This window comes from Bradyrhizobium sp. CAR08 (assembly GCF_052871955.1).
The window spans coordinates 75,179-96,931 of record NZ_JBIXJX010000002.1; the positions used below are offsets into that span (position 1 = coordinate 75,179).

Sequence of the window (21,753 nt, forward strand, 5' to 3'; positions counted from 1 at the left end):
GACTCCATGGTCTCATCGCCAATAGCCCCGCGCCGTGCCCGATCGCAAGCGTGGTGGAACACCGTGAATGCCTGGCTGCTGCTGCTGCCGGCGGCCGTCCTGCTACTCGCATTCACGCACTTTCCGATTCTGGCGACGATCCGGCATTCGCTGTTCGTCACGCGCCGCAATGGCACGGAGGCCTTCGTCGGGCTTGACAGCTATCGGTCCATGGCGGCCGATCCGATCTTCTGGAAGGCGCTGGTCAATAATTTCTGGTTCGCGCTCGGCACGATCCCGACCTCGATTGCCCTGGCCCTGGTGATGGCGATCTGGGTCAATCGCAACATACGCGGCCGCGGCTTTCTGCGACTGGCCTATTTCACGCCGACCGTGCTGCCGATGATCGCCGTCGCCAATATCTGGCTGTTCTTCTACACGCCGGATTACGGGTTGCTGGATCAGTTGCGCGGCCTTTTCGGTTTCGGCGGCTGGAATTGGCTGGGCGATCCCTCGACGGTGATGGGCTGTCTGGTCTTGATGGTGATCTGGAAGGAGGCCGGCTTCTTCATGATTTTCTACCTGGCGGCGCTGCAGCAGCTCTCGCCGGACCTCGAAGAGGCCGCGTCCATCGAAGGCGCGAGCCGGTGGTATACGTTCCGCCGGATCACGTTCCCATTGCTGATGCCGACCACGTTGTTCGTGACGATCAACGCAGTCATCAACTCCTTCAAGTTGGTGGACCATCTGGTCATCATGACCAAGGGCGGTCCGAACAACGCCAGCACGCTGCTGCTCTACTACATTTATGAAGTTGCCTTCACCTTCCAAGATTCCTCTTACGCGGCAACGCTGACGGTTGTGCTTCTGATGCTGCTGAGCTCGGTTGCGCTGATCAAGTTCGGTTATCTCGATCGCAGGATCCACTATCAATGAGAGGCCGGACACGCCCCATTGAGGCCGTCGCAGCATGGCTCCTGGCTTTGATCTGGCTTGCCCCATTGGCCTATGCCTTTTGGAGCGCGCTGCATCCGGCCGCTTACGCCACGTCGTTCAGCCTGTCCGCGCCCTGGACGCTGGAGAATTTTGCCCGGGCCTGGAACCAGGCGCCGTTCGCTCGGTACTATCTCAACACGGTGGTGCTGGTGACGCTGATCCTGGTTGGTCAGCTCATCCTGTCGACGCTGGCCGCCTATGCCTTTGCGCGCTTCAGGTTCAGGGGCAGCGGCATCGCTTTCGCCCTCGTTCTGCTCCAACTGATGATCATGCCCGACGTCCTGATCGTCGAGAACTACCGCGCGATCGCAAGGTTGGGATTGCTCGATACGATCCTTGCGATCGCGCTGCCCTATCTCGCGAGCGCCTTCGGCATCTTCCTGCTGCGGCAGACCTTCAAGGGTGTGCCCCAGGAGTTGGTCGAAGCCGCGCGGGTCGAGGGAGCGGGTCCGCTCGGAATCCTGTGGCGGGTCTATGTCCCGCTGGCTCGCCCGACCTATGTCGCCTTTGGCCTCGTCTCCGTCAGCTATCACTGGAACAACTTCCTGTGGCCGTTGATCGTCACGAATTCGGTGGAAGCGCGGCCGCTCACCGTGGGGCTTGCCGTGTTCGGCGCGCCTGAGACCGGCGTGGATTGGTCAGTGATCACGGCGGCAACCGTGATGACGATGGCGCCGCTGCTGATCGCGTTTCTGCTGTTCCAGCGTCAGTTCGTCCAGTCATTCATGCGTGCAGGCATCCGTTAATGAGACTTCTCACCTGGAACATACAGTGCGGAAAGGGCTGCGACGGCGTGACCGATCTGGCAAGGATCGTTGCCGTCGCCCGACAGACGCTCGATGCCGACGTGTTCTGCTTCCAGGAGGTGAGCGCGAATTTCTCGAGATTTGGTGATGGAGCGGATCAGAGCGCACAGCTGGCAGCCCTGTTGCCCGGCTACTCCGCAATATTCCGGCCTGCGATCGAAACTGTCGATCCTGATGGCAACCTCCATCGCTTCGGCAACATGACGCTGTCGCGGTTGCCGGTGTTGCAGATTGCCAACCATCTGCTGCCATGGCCGGGCGTAGCCGCGGTGCGCAGCATGCGCCGTCACGCCCTGGAGGTGACGGTTCAGGCCTCGTTTGGCGCGGTCCGCGTCGTCAACACGCATCTCGAGTTCCATTCGGCCGGCCAGCGCGAGGCGCAGATCGCTCGCCTGCTGGATTTGCAGGAGGATGCGTCAATGAGTCCGAGGCAGGCCGGCTTCCGGCACGATGAGCCGTATGGAAGTCAGACCGTCGCGGCGTCGAGCCTGCTGTGTGGTGATTTCAATTTTGATGTTGCCGACCCTCAGCACGCATTGATTGCCCGATCTGGCCGGCCTCGTCTGGCGTATCGGGATGCATGGACCGCCGATCGTCCCGGCCGCGCGCGTGCGCCGACTTGCGGAATCTACGACCGCGCGCAGTGGGCCGACGGGCCCGACTGCCGCGACTTCATTTTCGTGACGGAAGATTTGACCGGCTACGTTCGCAGCATCGAGGTCAACGAAGCGACGGATGCATCCGATCACCAACCCATTGCAATCGAACTTTCGGAATAGAGGAATAGAGGAGCTACTAAAAAGCTGTCGTTGCAAGGGGGGCTTCCTCGGTCTACGTCGCGATACGTCTGAACTCGGTCAAACAAAAAAGAATGGCACGCCACGATGAACGCGACGGCGGCTGACCTCAAAGCCGCGCCTGAATTTATGCACTCTGGCAGGTGGGCCAACACGTGATTGATTCAGAAGGCGTCCAATGCCCTTTTACGTTTGGCCGAGATTAGAAAGCGCGAAGGCGGCAAGCAAGCCGACAATAACAAGCACGCCGGCCAGCTTCTGTTCGCCTTCGACAGCTTCCGGCACCTGCCGAGGCGTGCGCGCAGGCATCGAGGAGGACGCGGGCGTCCGGAGACTGGTACGCGAGGCTAGGCGGGCGCCTTCAGAGAATTGAGACGCTTGCGGAGAAATGCCAGCACCACGATCTCGTCGGGAGTGAGCTTGGCGTACTGGCGCTTGAACTTCTGCGCGATCTTGGCATCAATCATCTTCACGAGGTCACCAGACATGTAGGCGTTCAGGACTTCCGGGTGCACGTAGCACTTGCGGCAGATCGCCGGTGTGTTGCCGAGCTGCTTCGAGACGCTTTCGATGGCGGCGACGACGTTGCGCTTCGCCTCGGCCTGGCTATCGTACTTCTTGAATTCGGTCAGGGCCAACGCCGCCAGAACCGTTCCCGCCCAAGTCCGAAAATCCTTGGCACTGAAGTCCTCGCCCGTGATATCCTTGATGTAGGCGTTGACGTCGCCGGAATCGACGGTGCGGGGCTGTCCGTCGTCGTCCAGGTACTTGAAGAGCTCGTGTCCGGGGATCTCCGCGCAGCGCTTCACGATCGCGGCTATCCGCTTGTCCTCGACGCGAAGCTTCCACTGTTTGCCCGACTTGCCCGTAAAGTCGAACCGAAGGACGCCGCGCCCGACCGCGACGTGCTTGCGGCGCATGGTGGTGAGCCCGTAGGACTTGTTTTGCTCGGCATACTCGGCATTGCCCACCCGGATCAACGTCTTCTCCAGAAGACTGACGATCGTGGCCAGCACCTTCTCGCGGGGCAGTCCGTCCCGCTTCATGTCGGCGGCGACCCGCTCCCGCAGCGCTGGCAGCGCGGTCGCGAACTGGATGATGTGCTCGTACTTGTTCTGGTCGCGCAACTCGCGCCATTTTGCGTGGTAGCGGTACTGCTTGCGGCCCCGCGCATCGAGCCCGGTTGCCTGGATGTGGCCGTTCGAAGACGGGCAGATCCACACGGATTCGTAGGCCGGCGGGATGCCGATTGCTTTGATGCGTCGGATGACGGCGGCATCGGTGATTCGCTTGCCGTCCTTGTCGTAGTAGCTGAAAGTGGTTCCAGTCCGCTTGCGCGTGTACCCCGGCGCGGAGTCGCTGACATACCGGAGGCCTTCTTCCGCGATGGTGGCCGCGACCTCGGCGGTGCGGTCCAGAACCTCTTCTTCGTTGCTGGTTTGTCGGAGCATGGGCCGGTCCCTCGGAAGCACCCTGGGATCGAGGCTCCACTCTTTCTAAAGGGATGAAGACACCGGTTGGTTCCGCTCGGAGGTCGGTGGACGCGAGGTGTGGATCAGTGGCCCTCCAGAATAGCGGGACCTCAGATGGAGAGCCGGTCCGGTTCTTTCGACAAGGCGCTGCGCAGTCGATGACGGCATGGTCTAGCTTCAGACAATCGCCACAAATTTCACCGACACGCTTCCCACAGTCAATCTTCAGGAAGGCCGCCATGTCCCAGTATTCACTCGATGTATTGCGTCGGCGCTATGTCGTCGAGAAAAGACCGCTCGAAGCCAGCATCGAGCAGATCTTGCGGGCCGACGCCCGCGCGGGAGCCCGTGCCATCCTGGCCTCAATCGATAAACGGCGCTCCGAAAATAGGTCCGAGGGGCAGCGCCTGCGAAAGATGCTCCGCTTCGAGACCTCTCTCTGGGAAAGCGGCCATCATGCCGTGGCAGGCGTGGACGAGGCGGGAATGAGCCCTCTCGCCGGGCCAGTCTCTGCTGGCGCCGTGATCCTGAAGCCCGGCACGCGGATAATCGGAATCGACGACTCGAAAAAACTCGATGCCGCCGCTCGCGAAGAACTCGCGAGGGAAATCAAGGAGAAGGCAGAGAGTTGGTGTGTAGCATTCGTCGAGGTCGAGGAGATCGACGCGATCAACATCTATTGGGCAGGCATCCAGGCGATGCAGCGTGCGGTCCGGGGCCTAGGGTTGGCGCCGCAGCACTTGCTGATCGACGCGAAGCGGTTGAAGGAAATCGAGATCCCTCAGCAGTCCATCATTAAAGGTGACGCCAAGTCCGCCAGCATTGCGGCCGCCTCCATCCTCGCGAAAGTCGAGCGCGATATGGTCATGCGGACGCTCGACGTGCGTCACCCCGGCTACGGGTTCGCGGATCACAAGGGCTACCCGGTGCCGGCTCATTATGAGGCGCTCGCCAGGCTTGGTGCATGCGCAGCTCACCGGAGGTCGTTCGGACCTGTACGCAAGGCCCTCGGACTGCCGCCCCTGCCGCCGTGGCCTTCGGCATCCGAGCGCACCGCTGGTTGAACTCCTGGGGTCCACGTTTCGTCTCGGCGTACTATTTTCGCGGCCATTTCTTTTCGCGAACGACGTCCTCGGCCAATTTGTCCGACCTCAGGCCGAGATAGACCGGCTGGCGCAGCTCGCCCGTGCTGGTCCACTCCGCTAATTTCACTTCCGCGACCTACGAAGGATGCACCCAGGTCGTGACCCGCTCATCCTTTACTTTGGCTGCGGTGCTTGCTGAACGCGATCAGCTTGTGGCGCGGCAGGAGGGCCTTGAGCCGGTGCTTGCGCTATAGTTCGGCCGACATCTCTGCCCGCAGGTCCGTCAGGGCGACATTTAGGCGTGCACCTATAATCGTCAGCAGGCCAAAGGTCAGCGCGGGCGAGAACAATGAAGGCAGGGGCGATGAATGCGCAGCTGCAACATTCGTTTGCGGCTGCGCCTGTTCGAAACGTTCAGACGTCACGTTTTCGGACTTGGCTGAGGCATAGGTCCGGCTTGAGGAGTTTGAGGAGGTGTCGGAGTGCTCTGCTGCTGAAGCGCCGCGGGGTCGCCACCCGCATGAGGGACGCACGTACCGATGTTGCTGAGCAGGCGTTTGGCCTGGAGGTCGCGGACCTTTGAGTATTCGCGTCGTCGCTCGATATTGGCCGCGGCCCATCGGTCCCAGGCCTCGAAAGCGTCCGTATAGTGCTTTCGCATCTGCTCCTCGGCGGCAAGGCAATCGGCGAACTTGTCGAAAACCAGGTCGGTGTTGACCGGGGTCATGCCTCCTACCAGGACAACGAGCATCCATTTCATCTTGCCGATCGCCTTTCACACCGGGCGAATTCTCCGCTTACGCGCAGAATTCCGTTCACTGTGGTTAGATCGCCCGACGGCTGCGACCGGCTACAAAACCGTAGACGAAAAGCACGATGATGGCGCCTACCACTGCCCCCACTAGTCCTGCGCCTTCTCCTGGCCGGTACCAGCCGAGAGATTGGCCAAGATAGGTCGCTACGAACGCGCCCACTATTCCCAGGATGGTGGTCAGGATGAAACCCGAGGGCTCGTTGTCGCCGGGCATGATGAACTTCGCGATGACGCCTGCGATGAAACCGATGATGATCGTCCAGATGATGCTCATGTCTCTCCCTCGATCGCTGTGGTGTTATCCCGCCGATGAAGCCGGAAGACGTCCATCAGGCGTGTATTTGTCCACGGCAGTCGGAAGCTCTCGGGACAAACGGTCGAGAATCTCCTGCTGCGACAAGCCGGTCTGCTGCTCCAGTTTTTGAAGGACGTCCGGACCGATAGCCTGCTGGAGTTCGGGCGGGGTGACTTCGCGGTTCGGCCCCTGATTGATCCAGGATTGAGCCACATCGCCTTGCCCGTTCTGCCTGAAGTGCTCGAGCAATTCGCCGATCCCGCCGTTCAGCAGCGAACCCACGCCTCCGGTGCCCGCTAGGCCGCCAAGGCTGCCGAGCATGCCGCTCAGGGAATCCTTGGCACCCGCCGGCTGGCCGGAGGTCGCATTGCGAAACATGTCCGCCAGCTTGTCCCGATTTTGATACCCCGCGATTGCGAGCATACCCAAGAGGGCGGTCATCGATGGCATTCCGCGGCTCATTTTCGGCTCCTGAGTTCAACGATCGGCAACCAACCTACGCTGGGCTGAGAAGTTCCAAGTTTTCCCGAGCCGTGGGTTTTGGAAAGGAGGATCTAGAGAAGCATCTGCAAGAAAACGGGAGCGGGCTCCGGGCGAAAGTCCGGAGCAAACCAGCTCGCGCGACGTGCGCCAAATGGCCGCTTTGCTCATGCGGCGCGACGAAGCCTTCGTGCAGGCGGTCGAGGAACTGAAAATGGAAAAGCCCACCAAGTTGGAGCCGCGATGCTGCGTCGCTCGCGTTCGTTCGGCCTCGCGCTCGCAACAGCTTCTTTGAAGGAACTCGCGATTCCTTGAAGCGTCGCACCGCGATGAGTTTCGCGGGCGGAGGAGCAGATGGCAGCGAAGAAGAAGACCGCACGGGGACGCAAACAAGATCGCGCCCGCGTGGCTAACGGCCAGCACTACGAAGTGCGATACGATTCCTCCTGACTTGAACGCGCCAGCTGCCCGACTTGAGCTTCTTAAAGGTCGGCACCGCGTGTGCGCTCCACCCGGATTTCATGTGCGCTAGTGTGCACCGGGAGATCAAACGCGGTACAAACGTGTGCAATTTTGGCTAGTTTGGAGTGCACACGTGTGCACTTGTTCCTGCTCTAGTCCATTGTAAGGATAGGATAACTACTTGGAATATCAAGAATATCGCTTTTCCGTGGCGCCCATGATGGATTGGACCGACCGGCATTGCCGGGTGTTCCACCGTCACCTGACGAGGCGGGCGCTGCTCTATACGGAGATGCTGACCACTGGCGCCATCATTCATGGTGACCGGAAGCGGCTGCTTGGGTTCGACCTGGTCGAGCACCCGGTCGCGCTTCAGCTCGGCGGGTCGGATCCACGCGAGCTGGCGCTGGTGGCGCGGATCGGCGAGGAGTTCGGTTATGACGAAATCAACCTCAACGTCGGCTGCCCCTCCGACCGCGTGAAGGACGGCCGTTTCGGCGCTTGCCTGATGGCAGAGCCTGATCTCGTGGCGAGGTGCGTCGAGGCGATGAAGGGTGCGGTGGCCGTGCCCGTGACCGTGAAGTGCCGCATCGGGATCGACGACCAGGATCCCGAAGTCGCGCTCGACAACCTTGCGCACGCAGTCGTTGACTCCGGCTGCGATGCGCTGATCGTACATGCCCGGAAAGCATGGCTCAGCGGTTTGTCACCGAAGGAGAATCGCGACATCCCGCCGCTCGACTATGATCGCGTCTATCGCCTCAAGCGCGCGATGCCGGATGTGCCTGTCATCATCAACGGCGGCATCCCCGGTGTCGACGAGGCAAGGGCACATCTCGATCACGTTGACGGCGCGATGCTTGGACGAGCCGCCTATCAGGAGCCGTGGCGGCTGCTCTCGGTCGATACCGACATTTTCGGCGAGGCGGCGCCGCATGCCTCGATGCAGGATGCGCTCGAAGGGATGGTGCCCTACATCGAACAGCAACTCGCGCGCGGCACGAGGCTGCACTCTATGACGCGGCATTTCGTCGGCGCATTCCACGCCGTCCCCGGCGCGCGCGCCTTCCGCCGGCATCTTGCCGAGCAGGGGGTGAAGCCGGGCGCTGGCCTCGAGGTGCTACGCGAAGCGATTGCGCGTGTCGGTGCGCACGCACCGGCGGAGGCGGCGGCCTAGCCGTAATCGCATGACGAGCCGGATTGCAAGAGTCTAGTCGACTGCCAGGCGCGAGCGGCGGCGACTGGTCTGGAGCTCCGGATAACCCGTGAGCATCAGCCTGTCGGCGCGCACGCCCCAGCTCTCCAGGCGATCGAGGAAGCTCATGCCGAGCAGATTGGTCTTCATCTGCCCGCGCTGCACGACGAGGGCTGGCACCGATTTCTCGACGAGGTGACCGACGGAGAGGCGGTCGATCGTGAGGCGGGCCGCCTTGGTGTGACCGCCCGCGGTTTCGAGATCGACGTCGTATTCGAGCATCTCGAGCGGCAGCCCGATCGCCTTCGCGGTTTCCCAGGTCAGCACCACCGAGGTCGCGCCGGTGTCAATGACCATCGGTGCGGCCACGCCGTTGATCTTCGCGCGCAGCGCGAATTCGCCGCCCTGGCCGCGCGGAATCTGCACGGCGGGCGCGGGCGCGGGCGCTGCGGTCTGCGTGCGAAAGATATGCGAGACCTTGCTGCTCGCGCGCGCGATCTGGTCGGAATCGCCATAGGCGACGACGGCACCGGCCGTGCAGGCGAGCATGATGAGAACGAGCAGGGACCGGATCATTGCGCATCTCCAGATGCGCGCCGACCGATCAGGTGTGTTTCGGCGATCCCGCGATGGGCGGAAGTCCAGCCTGATTCATGCGCGCCGGCAACAGCGCCATGACCGTGAGGCGTTCCGCGCTCTCCATGGCGTGCCAGCGCGCGATCTCCGGCAATGTGCGTCCGCAGCCGAAGCACAGCCTGGTCTTGGGATCGATCATGCAGACGGCCACGCAAGGCGTTTCTTTGCTCATTGGGGCATAGTGGCGGATGGTCGGGCATGTCTGCAAGCACCTCGTTACGAGCCCGTACCTGCGCTCATGATCGGCTTGCGGCGGGGCCGGCGCTTCTCGTCCGCTACCGCGGAACTCTCGGGTTGGAGCGGCGGAGAATCATCCGACATCGGCGCCAGCGCGCTCATCACGCGCTCGGGCGGGAAGGTGACGATCACTTCGGTGCCGATGCGCAGCTTCGATTTCAGCGTGAACGTACCGCCATGCAGGTCGACCAGATTCTTGGCGATCGGCAGGCCGAGACCGGCGCCCTGTTCGGCCGACTTGATCGAATTGGAACCTTGGCCGAACGATGCGAGCACGACCGGGATCTCGTCCTCGGGAATCCCGGAGCCGGTGTCCTTTACCGAGAGATATTGTCCGCCTGAGGCCGTCCAGCCGGCCTTGAGCCAGATCTCGCCGCCCTGCGGAGTGAACTTGATCGAGTTGGAGAGCAGATTGAGCACGACCTGGCGGATCGCGCGCTCGTCGGCCCACAGCCGCGGCATCGCCTGCTCGAACACCTCGTGGATGGTGATGCCACGGCTCGAGGCGCGCAGCTTCATCAAATGATGGCAGTCGGCGACGATGCCGACCAGCGAGACCGCTTCCTCGTTGAGCTCGTAGCGGCCAGCCTCGATCCGCGACAGATCGAGGATCTCGTTGATGAGGTTGAGCAGGTGGACGCCGGAATTGTGGATGTCGGCCGAGTACTCCTTGTAGACCGGCACGGCATGCGCGCCGAAAATCTCGCTCTTCATCACTTCCGAGAAGCCGAGGATTGCATTGAGCGGCGTCCGCAGTTCGTGGCTCATCTGCGCCAGAAAGCGCGACTTGGCCACATTGGCGGATTCGGCGCGGTGGCGCGCTTCGTCCGAGATCGCCTTGGCTTGTTCGAGCTCGCCGATCAGCGCGTCCTTCTCGGCCCGCGCCTCGAGCGTGGCGAAGGTCGAAGAGTGCAGGCGGTGAGCCAGCAACACGAAATAGCCTTCGGCGGCGACGGCGAGCGCGGCCAGGATGTAATTATCCAGCGAGCCAGTCATCACGAAGCTCAGCGCCATCGCGACCGCGACCGGTGCGGTGGCGGCGAGGGCGGCGATCGGCAGATTGGCGGCCAGCATGCTTGATACTGCGATCACCAGCAGCATCAGGAACATCATCAGCGTTTCCGTGATCATGTCGAGCACGGGATGGATCAGGATCGCCATCCAGCAAAGGCCATAGAGCAGGTCGAGCACGACGAAACGCGTCTGCCATGCGCGCGTTGCCGCGGGCGAGGCGGGCTCGGCCAGGAAGCGGTGGCAGCTGCGGATCATTGCGGCATGAATGCAAAGCATGCCGGCGGTCCAGGCCGCGGCCGGGATCGGCTGCATCCACAGCCCAAACAGCACGCCTGTCGCGACCACAAGCAGCATCACGACATAGGAGGCCGACAGCCGCGTCTGGGCGTACTGGCGCAGCATTTCGGCATCGAAAGCCGGCCGGGTTCCACTGGTCGACGTTAACTTATCGCGCGCCTCGCGCACCCGCTGTGCCGCAGCCCGGCGATGGCTCGCCGACGGCACGCTCACCGGCTCGGCCGGAAGCTGCACAACCTCGGGCTTTTCAGCGGGTTTACTCATCGCACAACAACAATTCCTGCCCGCGCGGGACGGGCCTTCTGCATTGTCTATCTCTGGCAAGAAATCCTTAAGAGGTGACTTAAGGAGCTAAAGAATTACGTTAACCCGGCGTTAATTTTGGATCCGGCGTGAGCCGCTCAATGCAGCGCCGCGTGCTGCGCGATGTACACCACGGCGCCCGCCAGATAGCCGGCGAGCGCGGGAACGGCGATGCGGCGGGCGTACCAGAGGAACTCGATGCGCTCGAGCCCCATGGCGGCGACGCCTGCGGCCGAGCCGATGATCAGGATCGAGCCGCCGGTTCCGGCGCAATAGGCGATGAACTCCCAGATGAAGCTGTCGGGTGGATAATGCGCGAGGTCGTACATGCCCATCGTCGCGGCGACCAGCGGCACGTTGTCGATGACAGCACTGAGCAGGCCGAGCACGATCACGATGATGTCCTGTCGGCCGATCGCGGTGTCCAGCCATTTGGCCACCATGGAGAGCAGGCCGGCATGTTCGAGGCAGGCGACCGCGAGCAAGATGCCGAGGAAGAATACGATCGAGCCCATGTCGATCCGCGTCAGCGCATTCGCAAGCGTGAGGGGACCGCGGACATGCTCATCCTTTTTGCGATGAACGATCTCGCCGACCAACCACACGATGCCAAGCCCGAGCAGGACGCCCATGAAGGGCGGCAGGTGCGTGACCGTCTTGAAGGCGGGCACCGCGATCAGTACGCCGAGTCCGAGATAGAACATCACGTTCCGCTCGAACGGATCGACGCCCTGCAATCCGTCCTCTTTCGGCGGTGGTGCGATGGTCTTGCCCTTGAGTGAAAAGCTGATGAATGCGAGCGGCACCAGCAGGTTGAGCAAGGAGGGCAGGAACACCGCGCTCATGATTTTCAGGGGCGAAATCTGTCCGCCGATCCACAGCATGGTCGTGGTGACGTCGCCGATCACGGTCCATGCGCCGCCGGCATTTGCGGCGATGACGATGAGGGAGGCGAACAGCAAGCGGTCGTCGCGCTTGGCGATCAGCCGCTGGATCAGCGAGACCATGACGATGGTGGTGGTCAGATTGTCGAGGATTGCACTGAGGAAGAAGGTAACGAAGCCAATCAGCCATATCAGACGGACCTGGCTGGTCGTGCTGATGCGGGAGGTGATGACCTCGAAACCGTCATGGGCGTCGATGACCTCGACGATGGTCATCGCGCCAACCAGGAAGAACACGATCTGCGCGGTGGCAGCGACGGACTCGTCAAGCTGACGGCCGACCAGCGTGTGGTCGCCGGTCGCGAGCGCGTAGATTGTCCAGAGCACGCCCGCGCCGAGTAGCGCAGACGCGCTCTTGTTCACCCCGATAGGATGCTCGAGCGCGATCGCCGCATAGGCGAGGATGAAGATTGCGGCGAGTGCGGTCAGCAAGGCAGGATCACTTCGTGAGGTGTCAGCGATTCAGGCGCGCGAGCAGGCTCGATGTATCCCAGCGCTTGCCGCCCATCTTCTCGACCTCGGCGTAGAACTGGTCGACGAGCGCGGTCACCGGCAGATTGGCGCCATTGCGACGGGCTTCGGCCAGCGAGATCGAGAGATCCTTGCGCATCCATTCGACCGCGAAGCCGAAATCGTATTTGTCCTCGTTCATGGTCTTGTAGCGGTTCTCCATCTGCCAGGACTGCGCGGCGCCCTTGGAGATGGTTTCGATCACGGCGGCGACGTCAAGGCCACTTTTCTTGGCGAAGTGAATACCCTCGGAGAGGCCCTGGACGAGGCCGGCGATGCAGATCTGGTTGACCATTTTGGTCAGCTGGCCGGAGCCGGCGGGCCCCAGCAATTTGCACATCCGCGCATAGGCGCCTGTGATGATCGGCTCGGCGCCGGCATAGGCGTCCTGCGCGCCGCCGCACATCACCGTCAGCACGCCGTTCTCGGCGCCGGCCTGGCCGCCGGACACGGGTGCGTCGATGAACTTGAAGCCGGCCTTGGTCGCGGCCGCATCGAGCTCACGCGCGACCTCGGCGGAAGCGGTGGTGTGGTCGACGAAGGTTGCACCCTTCTTCATGCCGGCGAACGCGCCGTCGGCACCGATCGTGACCGCGCGCAGATCGTTATCGTTGCCGACGCAGCACATCACGAAATCCTGGCCCTCGGCCGCGGCCTTCGGGGTCGCCGCGGTCTTGCCGCCGAACTTGTCCGCCCACTCCTTCGCCTTGGCCGCGGTGCGGTTATAGACGGTGACCTCATGGCCCCCTTTTTTCACGAGGTGTCCGGCCATGGGGAAGCCCATCACGCCGAGACCGAGGAAAGCGACTTTAGCCATCTGTAGTACCTTGTCCGTAGTTTGGGTTTTACGGTTCTTGCCGGGCGAGGGCCGTCCGGTTCCGCCATTGCGGCAGATCGGGCGCACCATAAACCCTTGAGGCCGGAGGGCAACGGGTTCGTTTGGCCCCCGCCTGTGTTAGGATGGTGGACCTAAGGACTTCAAAAAAAGGGAGCGAAGGCATGGGCGGCGTAAGCGTGGGCGTGCTCGATCATTTCAATGTCCGGACCCGGAATCTGGCCGAAACCGTCCGCTTCTACGAGGACGTGCTGGGCCTGGAAAAAGGCGCCCGGCCGAATTTCGCCTTCCCCGGCGCCTGGATGTACAGCGAGGGAAAGCCGGTGGTGCACCTCGTCGATATTTCTCCGACTGCCGAGCCACAAAAGCCGGATTCCGGCGTTGTCCACCACGTCGCCTTCGCCAGCCGCGGGTTTGACGGCATGAAGCAGCGGCTGGCCTCAAAGGGGATGAAGTTCGACTCCCGCCAAGTGCCCGGCGGTGAGCTCTGGCAGATCTTCGTCCACGACCCCAACGGGGTCATGATCGAGCTCAACTACGAGGCGGCCCTGGAGCAGGGGGCCGCGCCCGCCGAGATGGCTGACGATATCGGCAGGCAGTAGCCTTTTGGGCGTTTCCGCTCTAATGGGGCATCTTGAATTCTAGGAGATGCGCTTTGAGCGTGACGCAGCAACAGGTTCTCGACAGCCTCGCCAGGATCAAGTCGCCCCGCGGGGTCGCGCTCACCAATGCCAATGTGCTGAGCGCGATCAGCGCGGCCGACGGCAAGGTGTTCTTCTCGATCAATGTCGAAGCCGCCGAAGCGCGAGCCTGGGAATCCGTCCGGGCCGAGGCCGAGGCCGCGGTGCGCGCCATTCCCGGCGTCACCACCGTCATGGTGGCGCTGACCGCCGAGCGGAAGGCCGGCGCGGCGCCGCCACCGCCGCCAACTCCCAGCCGCGGCACGCCGGGCGTGCAGCCCGTCCACGCCCACAAGCCGCCGCCGCAGGGCGGCGCCCAATCGCCGATGGCGCGGCAGTCCGAGATTCCGGGCGTCGCGGCCGTGATCGCGGTCGCCTCGGGCAAGGGCGGTGTCGGCAAATCCACCACCGCGCTCAACCTGGCACTCGGTCTGCGCGATCTCGGCCTCAAGGTCGGGCTGCTCGATGCCGACATCTACGGCCCATCGGTGCCGCGGCTGACGGGCCTGCATGAGAAGCCGGAGCTGAACGACGAGCGCAAGATGATTCCGCTCAAGCGCTTTGGCCTGGCCATCATGTCGATCGGCTTCCTGGTGGAGGAAGAGACCGCGATGATCTGGCGCGGGCCGATGGTGATGTCGGCAGTGACGCAGATGCTGCGCGACGTCGTATGGGGCCAGCTCGATGTGCTCGTCGTCGACATGCCGCCAGGCACCGGCGATGCCCAGCTCACGCTGGCGCAGAACGTCCCTTTGAAGGGCGCCGTGATCGTCTCGACCCCGCAGGACCTGTCGCTGATCGACGCAAGGCGGGGGCTTGCGATGTTCAAGAAGGTCAACGTGCCCGTGCTGGGCATCGTCGAGAACATGAGCTATTTCCAGTGCCCGCAATGCGGCACGAAATCCGACATTTTCGGCCATGGCGGCGCGCGCCACGAGGCCGAGAAGCTCGGGGTACCATTCCTGGGCGAGATCCCCCTGCACATGGCGATTCGCGCCACCTCGGATGCGGGCACGCCCGTAGTGGACAGCGAGCCGGATGGTCCCCATGCGGCGATCTACCGCGCCATTGCGGGACAGGTGCGGGACCAGCTCAAGGGCGTCATCGCCGCGGCCTAAGCGGATCCAAGCCGATCCCTTGAAACCAATACCTTGGGGACATGCGACTTTCGTAGAGCCCTGTCATGCCAATGTCGCGTTTCGAAAGCAGGGCTTCCGTGTTAAAGGCCCACGGCAGTCAAGCCCCTTCGGTTCGACGCGGCCCAAGAACGCGTCGCCGGAATGAGCGGCAGCAAAGAGGAAGTTAGGGGAAACGCCCCAACAAGGAGAGACTGAAGATGAAGCGTCGTGATTTCCTGAAAGTGTCGGCAGCCGGCGCGGCGGCGACCGCCGCGGTGGCCTCGCCGGCGATCGCGCAGTCCTCGCCCGAGATCAAGTGGCGCCTGACGTCGAGCTTCCCGAAGTCGCTCGACACCATCTATGGCGGTGCCGAGCAGATGGCGAAGTACGTCGCCGAGATGACCGACAACAAGTTTCAGATCCAGGTCTTCCAGGCGGGTGAAATCGTCCCGGGCCTGCAGGCGCTGGATGCGACCCAGAAGGGCACCGTCGAGATGTGCCACACGGTGTCGTATTATTACGTCGGCAAAGACCCGACCTTCGCGATTTTCGCGTCGGTGCCTTTCGGCCTGAATGCACGCCAGCAGAATTCCTGGCTGTACCAAGGCGGCGGCAACGAGCTCGCCAACGAGTTCTTCAAGAAGACGAACGTGGTGGGCTTCCCCTGCGGCAACACCGGCACCCAGATGGGCGGCTGGTTCCGCAAGGAGATCAAGACCGTTGCCGACCTGTCGGGCCTGAAGATGCGCATCGGCGGCATTGCCGGCCAGGTGCTTCAGAAGGTCGGCGTGGTGCCGCAGCAGCTCGCCGGCGGCGACATCTATCCGTCGCTCGAGAAGGGCACCATCGACGCGGCCGAATGGGTCGGTCCCTACGATGACGAGAAGCTCGGCTTCGCCAAGGTCGCCAAGTACTACTACTACCCGGGCTTCTGGGAAGGCGGTCCGACCGTTCACGCCTTCGCCAACATCGACAAGTGGAACGAGCTGCCGAAGAACTATCAGGCGATCCTCACCAACGCGACCGTCAACACCAACACCTGGATGGCCGCGCGCTACGACATGGTGAACCCCGGCGCGCTGAAGCGTCTGGTCGCCGGCGGAACGCAGCTTCGCCCGTTCACCAATGAGGTTCTGGAAGCCTGCCTCAAGGCGACCAACGAATTGTGGGGCGAGATCTCGGCCAAGAATCCCGACTTCAAGAAGTCGATCGACGCCATGCAGGCCTACCGCTCCGACGAATATCTGTGGTGGCAGGTCGCCGAATACACCTACGACAGCTTCATGATCCGCTCGCGCACCCGCGGCTGATCTTCGAGCAAGTCGCAAGACGACACGCCCGGTCTCGTTCGCGAGGCCGGGCTTTTCTTTGGGGCGACGCGATCGGAATAGGCGAGCGGATATCGGCGAGCGGCGGTGTCGCCGGGGGACGGGCGGGGCCTCCAACAAAAAATCTGAAAAACAACCCCATGCACAGTAGACGAGGGGTGAGAGGACAAGGCGTTGCGAGTGTAGCCAACAGCTTGATGCGATGGGCTAATTGGCAGGCACGCCCGAGCATCGCGCGGTCGAGGGCAACTTCGTATTTTTGGGCGTCAAAGCGGGCAGGCGCGCGTGCTTCAGCGAGATCGTTTGACTCGTCGGGCAAAACAGTGGCATAAAGGCATTATCGCAAAATCCGAAATGAGCGCCTCGGCGGCTGGCCTGGGGTTGATGATGAGCTTCGATCCCGATGAGGTTCAAAGCGCGCTGCGCAAGGCCTGGTCGTTGGCAACCGCCAGTCAATGGACGGCGAGCAATCCGGCGGCGGGGCAATGCAACGTCACCTCGCTGCTGATCCACGAGCTCTTCGGCGGCGAGTTGCTGAGGACGCCGCTGCCGGCCGGCGACCATTTTTACAATCGCATCGGTGGTCGGCGGTACGACTTTACGGCCAGCCAGTTCGATCAGCCGATTGCTTACAGGGATTTACCTGCAAGCCGTGCCGATGTGGAATTGGGAGCGACAAGCGATGAACTGGCCGAACTCAGAGAGGCTTTTCAGGAGCGTCGTACGAAGTAAAGCCAAGGGCCAATCGCAGACGGGTGACAGGAGTGGGCGCGGGAAATCAGCTCAACATCAATTCGCAAGACGGTCTTTGCTCATGCGCAGGATGACCACCACACCCTCTTCCGACCAGTCAAAAGTTATAGTCCCGCCAAGCTGGGCGGCCATACTTCGGTGCACCAACTGGCTTCCAAAGCCTTCGAGCTTTGTTGGAGCGACAACGGGGGGACCACCCCGCTCCGTCCACTTGACCACGACCTCGTCCTCGTGAGCGTTGCACGATACGTCCAGGGTGCCACTTGAAAGGGACAGCGCACCGTATTTCGCAGAGTTGGTTGCCAGTTCATGCATCACCAAGGCGAGTGCTGTGCTGGAAGCCTCTCCCACGTTCATCTTGGGGACCGAGACACGAATACGAACGCTGGCTCCTTCCTCATCGTACGGCGCAAGCAGAACAGAGATGAGGTCTCCGAGAAGCGTCCCTTCTCTATTTCGTCCCGGTACCGGGCGCACAAGGTCCTGAGCACGTCCAAGAGCCATCAGGCGACTGGTCAGCTCCTGGGCCATATCCTCTTTTGATGCTGCCGAGCGTGAGCTCATTTGCGTCAGCGCCGTTGCGACGGTGAGAAGGTTTTTCAGCCGGTGGCTCATCTCGCCCGCCAGGAGCTCGTTGGCTTCCTCGGCTTGCTTGCGTTGGGTGACGTCCAGGAAAATACCGAACATCGTTCGATCCGCGATGTCGGCATCGTCGCCCTGGCCCCGCGCGGAAATCCAACGGATATCGCTGCCGGTCAGAATACGAAAATCTATCTCGTAAGAGCCTACGACTGCGCGAGTAGCGGCAAATGCCGATCTCACCCTCTCAAGATCGGCGGGGTGGATGTTCTTGGACAGTATCTCGAACGTAATTTTCTGCTCGCCCTTGGGCACCTCCCAAAGGTCGTACGCGGGTTCATCCATGGTGATGGCGTCGGTATCAACGTTCCAGGACCATAGAGCGACACCGGCGGCGCGAGTGGCAGCCCGGAGGTGCTTTTCGTGCCACAAGGGCATCGTCACCTGGCTAGGAACCATTGTGCTTCGTTTTCCCGCTTTATCTGACCAATCGGCACCTCGGCCAACGGGCGATCGACAGATACCATACCCGGTCGAAAAGGTCTCCGTTCGACCGAGAGGGCGGGTTGAAGTGTGGTCCCGCGCCCGAGTTGGCTCAGAAGCGATCCTCCGCAAACGAGCCGTGAGGTTCGCCGACGGCGATCAGCGGCGTTGTTCGTGAGCGATTACGCGTTGCTTCGCGAAACGCCTGGGCCTTCCCGTCCATGGGTCAACACGGCCTCGGCAGCAGCTTCGTCGATGGCCGCCATCACATCAGCGGTTGCGGAATGATGAATCATGTGTCCCGCTCCGTCGATCCGGTGCAATTTGCTCTGCTTGACCTCGCCATGCAGCCTGACCGACTGCTTGATATCGATCAGACGATCGTTCTGGCCCGCGATAATGATCGTCGGCATCTTGAGTTCTGCATAAGTCTTCGAACCTGAGAATGCGGCGGAGATCAACATCGTCGCTTCGGCCGCTGTGGCCCGCATCTGTGATGGGCGCAACGCCATTTCTTTCGGAAAGCCGGCGAACTTGTTCGGGACCGGCCGGGGGCCAAACAGCTTGCGCAACATCGCGGGCCACATCATCCGACCGGCTAGCGGCGAAATCGTGGAGCTGATGACGTCCCCGACCACCGGTAGGGCGGACAGCACCGACGCCGCGCTGTCCGCGCGGGGAGTCGGGAAATAATAGCCCGAGGCCAATACGAGAGCCTGCACGAACGAAGGATGTCTTGTCGCCAGCGCAACCGCAACCGACGCTCCCCATGAATGGCCAAGGACAATCGCTTGAGAGACGCCCAACTGATCGAGGGCCTTCTTGAACAGGTCCGCCTGGGCATCCGGAGTCCAGACGACGTGCCTTGGCCGCGAGCTATGCCCAAAACCGGGACGATCGAACACTATGACCCTGTAGTTCTCGGCTGCGAGATCGATCAATCCACTCGAGACGAAATCCTGGACCATGCTGCCATTGCCGTGAAACAAGACTAGCGGCTTGCCTCTGCCGCGTTCCAAATAGTGCAGGCGAACCCCCTCGACGTCGATGAACCGACCCTGCGGAGGATTATCGCGTTGCGCTTTGTTCGCGAGCCGCCGGTTTATGATTGCGGTAGCCGCAACGAGGGTACCTGCGGCAGCAAACGCGGCGGCGCCTGGATGTCGCGTGATGGCGCCCAAGCAATCGGATAGAAGGGAGCTGGAACGTGTTCGTCGTGCAAGGCGCATGTGCATTACCTTAGGTGGTCTGCACGACGCCCCATCAAATGAGAAATGTTGCAGCTGAGTTGAACGGTTCGCGGGGGTGTTCGTTCCTCGGCAGGGCCGACGGCGGCGGGGCCCAAGGAGGTAAATTTCCGGGCCATCCGCGACCTCATCCGCTCGTGCCCGGACTGGCTTACAGGAACCTGACGGAAGGGAGCGGCCGGCCCGCCGGGTGCTTTTTCGCTGGCCGAGATGCCCCGGATGATGGAAGACAGCGAAGATGCGGCGGAAGCCGTGCGGTGACACCGGAACATCCCGCGGGAAAATGCGATGCGCCTTCTGATCGTCGAGGACAATGCCGAGCTGTCGCGGCTCGTTGCCGGCGGGCTGTCGGCGGCCGGCTATGAGAGCGACATCGTCGGCAGCGCTGCCGAAGCGCGCGAGGCGGTCAGCAGCGTCAGCTATGCCGCGATGATCCTCGACCTCGGACTACCCGACGGCGATGGCCTGTCGGTGCTGCGTGAGCTTCGCCGGCAGATGGAGCCGTTGCCGGTGCTGGTGCTGACCGCGCGCGGCGGCTTGCAAGATCGTGTCAGCGGCCTGCGCAGCGGCGCCGACGACTATCTCGCAAAACCGTTCGCGATGGAGGAGCTGGTGGCGCGACTGGAGGCGATCCTGCGCCGTCCGGGCCAGTTGCTTGGCCGCTCGCTGCGCCTCGCCAACCTCGTCTATGACACCGAGAGCCGCCAGATCTTCGTCGACGACCAGCCGCGCATCATCTCCGCGCGCGAGACCTCGGTGCTCGAGATCCTGCTGCGCCGGCAGGGGCGGGTGGTACCGAAGAAGAACGTCGAGGACCACATCTTCGGCCTCGATGGCGAGGTCGCCTCTAACGCGGTCGAGGTCTACGTCTCGCGGCTGCGCAAGCAGCTCGCCGAGCATGGCGCCAAGGTCGTGATCCACACCATCCGTGGCGTCGGCTATCTCATGGCCGAGGAGAAATAGCGTGGCCCGGATCGGATCTCACGCCGGATTCCGCGCCGGGATCCATGGGAGGTCGCCGACGTTCAAATCGCTGATCTGGCGCATCGTGTTCCTGCACATCGTGGCGGTCGCGGTGGTCGCGATCTTCCTGCCGCTGGTGCTGTTCTGGCTGCTCAATTCAGAGATCGACCAGCTGCATCGCGATGCCATGCGCGCGCAGGCCGAGGTGTTGGCCGAGCGCATCGTCGCCCAGCCCGACGGGCTGCTGACGTTCAACCTGCCGGACAGTCTCAAGGGCCTTTATTCAGAAGCCTATGGCCGCTACCAGTACGACATTCGCGATGCCGGGGGGAATCTGCTGTTTTCGTCGCGGCGCAAGACCGGCACTGCGGCGGCCGCGCCACCGCCGCTCTCCGAAACGATTTCCGGGGCCGGAGTCACCCGCACCATCGGCGGCAAGGTGATACGCATTCGCGTCGCGGAGGACCTCGCGCACCGCGACGTCATCATCGACGACATCGTATCGAACTTCTTCCGGCGGGTCGGATGGATCACCATTCCGATCCTGCTGGTCCTGCTCGGCATCGACATCATCATCTTTCGCCGCGCTGTTGCGCCGCTATGGAAGGCCTCCGAGGAGGCGAGCAATATCGGCCCAGCGCGCACGGACATCCGCCTGCCGACGGAGCAGATTCCGCGCGAGATCATGCCGCTCGTCACCGCCGTCAACCAGGCGCTCGACCGCCTCGAGGACGGCTTTCGGGTGCAGCGGCAGTTCACCGCCGACGCCGCGCATCAATTGCGCACGCCGCTCGCGATCCTGCGCACGCGGATCGAGACGCTCGGCGATGGCGCCGCACGGCATGCGCTGCATGCGGACATCGAGGGCATGAGCCGCATCGTCGCGCAGCTACTGGAGATCGCCGAGCTCGACACGCTGGTGCTCGATCCCGGCGAGACCGCGGATTTGCGCGCGGTCTGCGCCGAGGTGGTCGGTTCGATCGCGCCGCTCGCGATCGCACAGCACAAGGATATCGCGCTGAGGGGCACCGAGGCGCCGGTGCTGATCCACGGCAATTCGGTGATGCTCCAGCGCGCGATCTTCAATCTCGCCGAAAACGCCATCAAGTTCACGGCAATGGACACGTCGGTCGATGTCGATGTGAGCGAGGATGGCGCGGTGCGCGTGCGCGATTGCGGGCCGGGAATCGCGGAAGCCGAGCGCGAATTGATCTTCCACCGCTTCTGGCGCGCCGACCGCCAGCGCAGCGACGGCGCCGGCCTCGGGCTGTCGATCGTGCGCGGCGTGGCGGATGATCACGCGGCGACGGTTGCGGTGGAGAATCTTCCGGGCGGCGGCGCGCAGTTCACGCTGCGGTTCAGGCTGGCAGAGAAGTCGGGCGACGTTGATTTGAACGCGGCGCGGCGCTGACGCGCCACTTTCTCCCACATCCGCCTTTGCCAAG

General features: G+C 62.7%; 23 protein-coding genes and 2 pseudogenes. 13 read left to right on the forward strand and 12 right to left on the reverse strand.

Features of this window, described 5'->3' with window-relative positions:
• Positions 1 to 6 precede the first annotated feature (6 nt).
• From ACIPUD_RS03980 to ACIPUD_RS03990, 3 genes are read left to right on the forward strand one after another with little or no spacing between them, the layout of a single operon-like run.
• The gene (locus ACIPUD_RS03980) at positions 7 to 915 is read left to right on the forward strand and encodes a carbohydrate ABC transporter permease (protein ID WP_446480321.1); all 909 of its coding nucleotides are present in this window, start codon (positions 7 to 9) and stop codon (positions 913 to 915) included.
• Positions 912 to 1,721, forward strand: coding sequence for a carbohydrate ABC transporter permease (locus ACIPUD_RS03985; protein WP_446480161.1), 810 nt, complete (start codon positions 912 to 914; stop codon positions 1,719 to 1,721). The genes ACIPUD_RS03980 and ACIPUD_RS03985 overlap by 4 nt, the downstream gene beginning before the upstream one ends.
• Positions 1,721 to 2,560, forward strand: a complete 840-nt coding sequence (locus ACIPUD_RS03990) for an endonuclease/exonuclease/phosphatase family protein (protein WP_446480322.1) — start codon at positions 1,721 to 1,723, stop codon at positions 2,558 to 2,560. Before ACIPUD_RS03985 ends, ACIPUD_RS03990 begins: the two co-directional genes overlap by 1 nt.
• A 365-nt stretch (positions 2,561 to 2,925) precedes the next feature.
• On the opposite strand, the gene ACIPUD_RS03995 is transcribed toward ACIPUD_RS03990, so the two are convergent.
• Entirely contained in the window at positions 2,926 to 4,029 is a 1,104-nt protein-coding gene (locus ACIPUD_RS03995) for a DNA topoisomerase IB (RefSeq protein ID WP_446480162.1), read from the reverse strand.
• A 260-nt stretch (positions 4,030 to 4,289) separates the two neighbouring features.
• On the opposite strand from ACIPUD_RS03995, the gene ACIPUD_RS04000 reads away from it, so the two are divergent.
• Complete coding sequence (locus ACIPUD_RS04000; protein WP_085395842.1) at positions 4,290 to 5,114, forward strand: ribonuclease HII; 825 nt, start codon at positions 4,290 to 4,292, stop codon at positions 5,112 to 5,114.
• 31 nt (positions 5,115 to 5,145) lie between these two features.
• On the opposite strand, the pseudogene ACIPUD_RS04005 reads toward ACIPUD_RS04000, so the two are convergent.
• The 4 genes and pseudogenes from ACIPUD_RS04005 to ACIPUD_RS04020 form a co-directional block, all read right to left on the reverse strand.
• Positions 5,146 to 5,319, reverse strand: a pseudogene (locus ACIPUD_RS04005) (ATP dependent DNA ligase); the annotation flags it as partial.
• Positions 5,320 to 5,556: 237 nt separating this feature from the next.
• Entirely contained in the window at positions 5,557 to 5,895 is a 339-nt protein-coding gene (locus ACIPUD_RS04010; protein ID WP_085395844.1) for a hypothetical protein, read from the reverse strand.
• Positions 5,896 to 5,959: 64 nt separating this feature from the next.
• Positions 5,960 to 6,223, reverse strand: coding sequence for a GlsB/YeaQ/YmgE family stress response membrane protein (locus tag ACIPUD_RS04015; protein ID WP_018459399.1), 264 nt, complete (start codon positions 6,221 to 6,223; stop codon positions 5,960 to 5,962).
• A gap of 24 nt (positions 6,224 to 6,247) precedes the next feature.
• Positions 6,248 to 6,706 (reverse strand): YidB family protein, encoded by a 459-nt coding sequence (locus ACIPUD_RS04020; protein WP_026233798.1) that lies wholly within the window; start codon positions 6,704 to 6,706, stop codon positions 6,248 to 6,250.
• Between the two features lie 172 nt (positions 6,707 to 6,878).
• On the opposite strand from ACIPUD_RS04020, the gene ACIPUD_RS04025 reads away from it, so the two are divergent.
• The 3 genes and pseudogenes from ACIPUD_RS04025 to dusA all read left to right on the forward strand — a co-directional run bounded on the left by ACIPUD_RS04025 (position 6,879) and on the right by dusA (position 8,363).
• Positions 6,879 to 7,019: a hypothetical protein gene (locus tag ACIPUD_RS04025; RefSeq protein WP_018459397.1), complete on the forward strand. Its 141-nt coding sequence runs from the start codon at positions 6,879 to 6,881 to the stop codon at positions 7,017 to 7,019.
• Between the two features lie 59 nt (positions 7,020 to 7,078).
• Positions 7,079 to 7,168, forward strand: a pseudogene (locus ACIPUD_RS04030) (DUF3606 domain-containing protein); the annotation flags it as partial.
• Between the two features lie 199 nt (positions 7,169 to 7,367).
• Positions 7,368 to 8,363: a tRNA dihydrouridine(20/20a) synthase DusA gene (dusA, locus tag ACIPUD_RS04035; RefSeq protein ID WP_085385586.1), complete on the forward strand. Its 996-nt coding sequence runs from the start codon at positions 7,368 to 7,370 to the stop codon at positions 8,361 to 8,363.
• Between the two features lie 33 nt (positions 8,364 to 8,396).
• Here dusA and ACIPUD_RS04040 read toward each other — a convergent pair whose 3' ends face one another.
• The 5 genes from ACIPUD_RS04040 to ACIPUD_RS04060 form a co-directional block, all read right to left on the reverse strand.
• Positions 8,397 to 8,957: a TIGR02281 family clan AA aspartic protease gene (locus ACIPUD_RS04040; protein WP_446480163.1), complete on the reverse strand. Its 561-nt coding sequence runs from the start codon at positions 8,955 to 8,957 to the stop codon at positions 8,397 to 8,399.
• A 28-nt stretch (positions 8,958 to 8,985) separates the two neighbouring features.
• Positions 8,986 to 9,189, reverse strand: coding sequence for a DUF1289 domain-containing protein (locus tag ACIPUD_RS04045; protein WP_085385590.1), 204 nt, complete (start codon positions 9,187 to 9,189; stop codon positions 8,986 to 8,988).
• Positions 9,190 to 9,233: 44 nt separating this feature from the next.
• Positions 9,234 to 10,829, reverse strand: coding sequence for a sensor histidine kinase (locus ACIPUD_RS04050; protein WP_018459393.1), 1,596 nt, complete (start codon positions 10,827 to 10,829; stop codon positions 9,234 to 9,236).
• 137 nt (positions 10,830 to 10,966) lie between these two features.
• Entirely contained in the window at positions 10,967 to 12,244 is a 1,278-nt protein-coding gene (nhaD, locus tag ACIPUD_RS04055) for a sodium:proton antiporter NhaD (protein ID WP_018459392.1), read from the reverse strand.
• 22 nt (positions 12,245 to 12,266) lie between these two features.
• The gene (locus tag ACIPUD_RS04060; RefSeq protein WP_026233796.1) at positions 12,267 to 13,139 is read right to left on the reverse strand and encodes an NAD(P)-dependent oxidoreductase; all 873 of its coding nucleotides are present in this window, start codon (positions 13,137 to 13,139) and stop codon (positions 12,267 to 12,269) included.
• 182 nt (positions 13,140 to 13,321) lie between these two features.
• Between ACIPUD_RS04060 and ACIPUD_RS04065 the strand changes: the two genes are divergently transcribed.
• From ACIPUD_RS04065 to ACIPUD_RS04080, 4 genes are all read left to right on the forward strand, one after another.
• Positions 13,322 to 13,759, forward strand: coding sequence for a VOC family protein (locus ACIPUD_RS04065; protein WP_018459390.1), 438 nt, complete (start codon positions 13,322 to 13,324; stop codon positions 13,757 to 13,759).
• Positions 13,760 to 13,812: 53 nt separating this feature from the next.
• Entirely contained in the window at positions 13,813 to 14,955 is a 1,143-nt protein-coding gene (locus ACIPUD_RS04070; RefSeq protein WP_085352723.1) for an Mrp/NBP35 family ATP-binding protein, read from the forward strand.
• Between the two features lie 218 nt (positions 14,956 to 15,173).
• A complete protein-coding gene (locus ACIPUD_RS04075) occupies positions 15,174 to 16,265 on the forward strand; it encodes a TRAP transporter substrate-binding protein (protein WP_018459388.1) in 1,092 nt (363 codons plus the stop codon).
• A gap of 303 nt (positions 16,266 to 16,568) precedes the next feature.
• Entirely contained in the window at positions 16,569 to 17,015 is a 447-nt protein-coding gene (locus ACIPUD_RS04080; protein ID WP_438286320.1) for a YunG family protein, read from the forward strand.
• A gap of 57 nt (positions 17,016 to 17,072) precedes the next feature.
• Here the strand turns inward: ACIPUD_RS04080 and ACIPUD_RS04085 are convergent, their stop codons facing one another.
• On the reverse strand, positions 17,073 to 18,074 hold the full coding sequence (locus ACIPUD_RS04085; protein ID WP_085385591.1) for a sensor histidine kinase: 1,002 nt from the start codon (positions 18,072 to 18,074) through the stop codon (positions 17,073 to 17,075).
• Between the two features lie 206 nt (positions 18,075 to 18,280).
• Positions 18,281 to 19,327: an alpha/beta fold hydrolase gene (locus ACIPUD_RS04090; protein ID WP_204510888.1), complete on the reverse strand. Its 1,047-nt coding sequence runs from the start codon at positions 19,325 to 19,327 to the stop codon at positions 18,281 to 18,283.
• A 306-nt stretch (positions 19,328 to 19,633) separates the two neighbouring features.
• On the opposite strand from ACIPUD_RS04090, the gene ACIPUD_RS04095 reads away from it, so the two are divergent.
• Positions 19,634 to 20,308, forward strand: a complete 675-nt coding sequence (locus ACIPUD_RS04095) for a response regulator transcription factor (protein ID WP_007592584.1) — start codon at positions 19,634 to 19,636, stop codon at positions 20,306 to 20,308.
• 1 nt (position 20,309) lies between these two features.
• A complete protein-coding gene (locus tag ACIPUD_RS04100) occupies positions 20,310 to 21,719 on the forward strand; it encodes a sensor histidine kinase (RefSeq protein WP_446480164.1) in 1,410 nt (469 codons plus the stop codon).
• Positions 21,720 to 21,753: the final 34 nt, after the last annotated feature.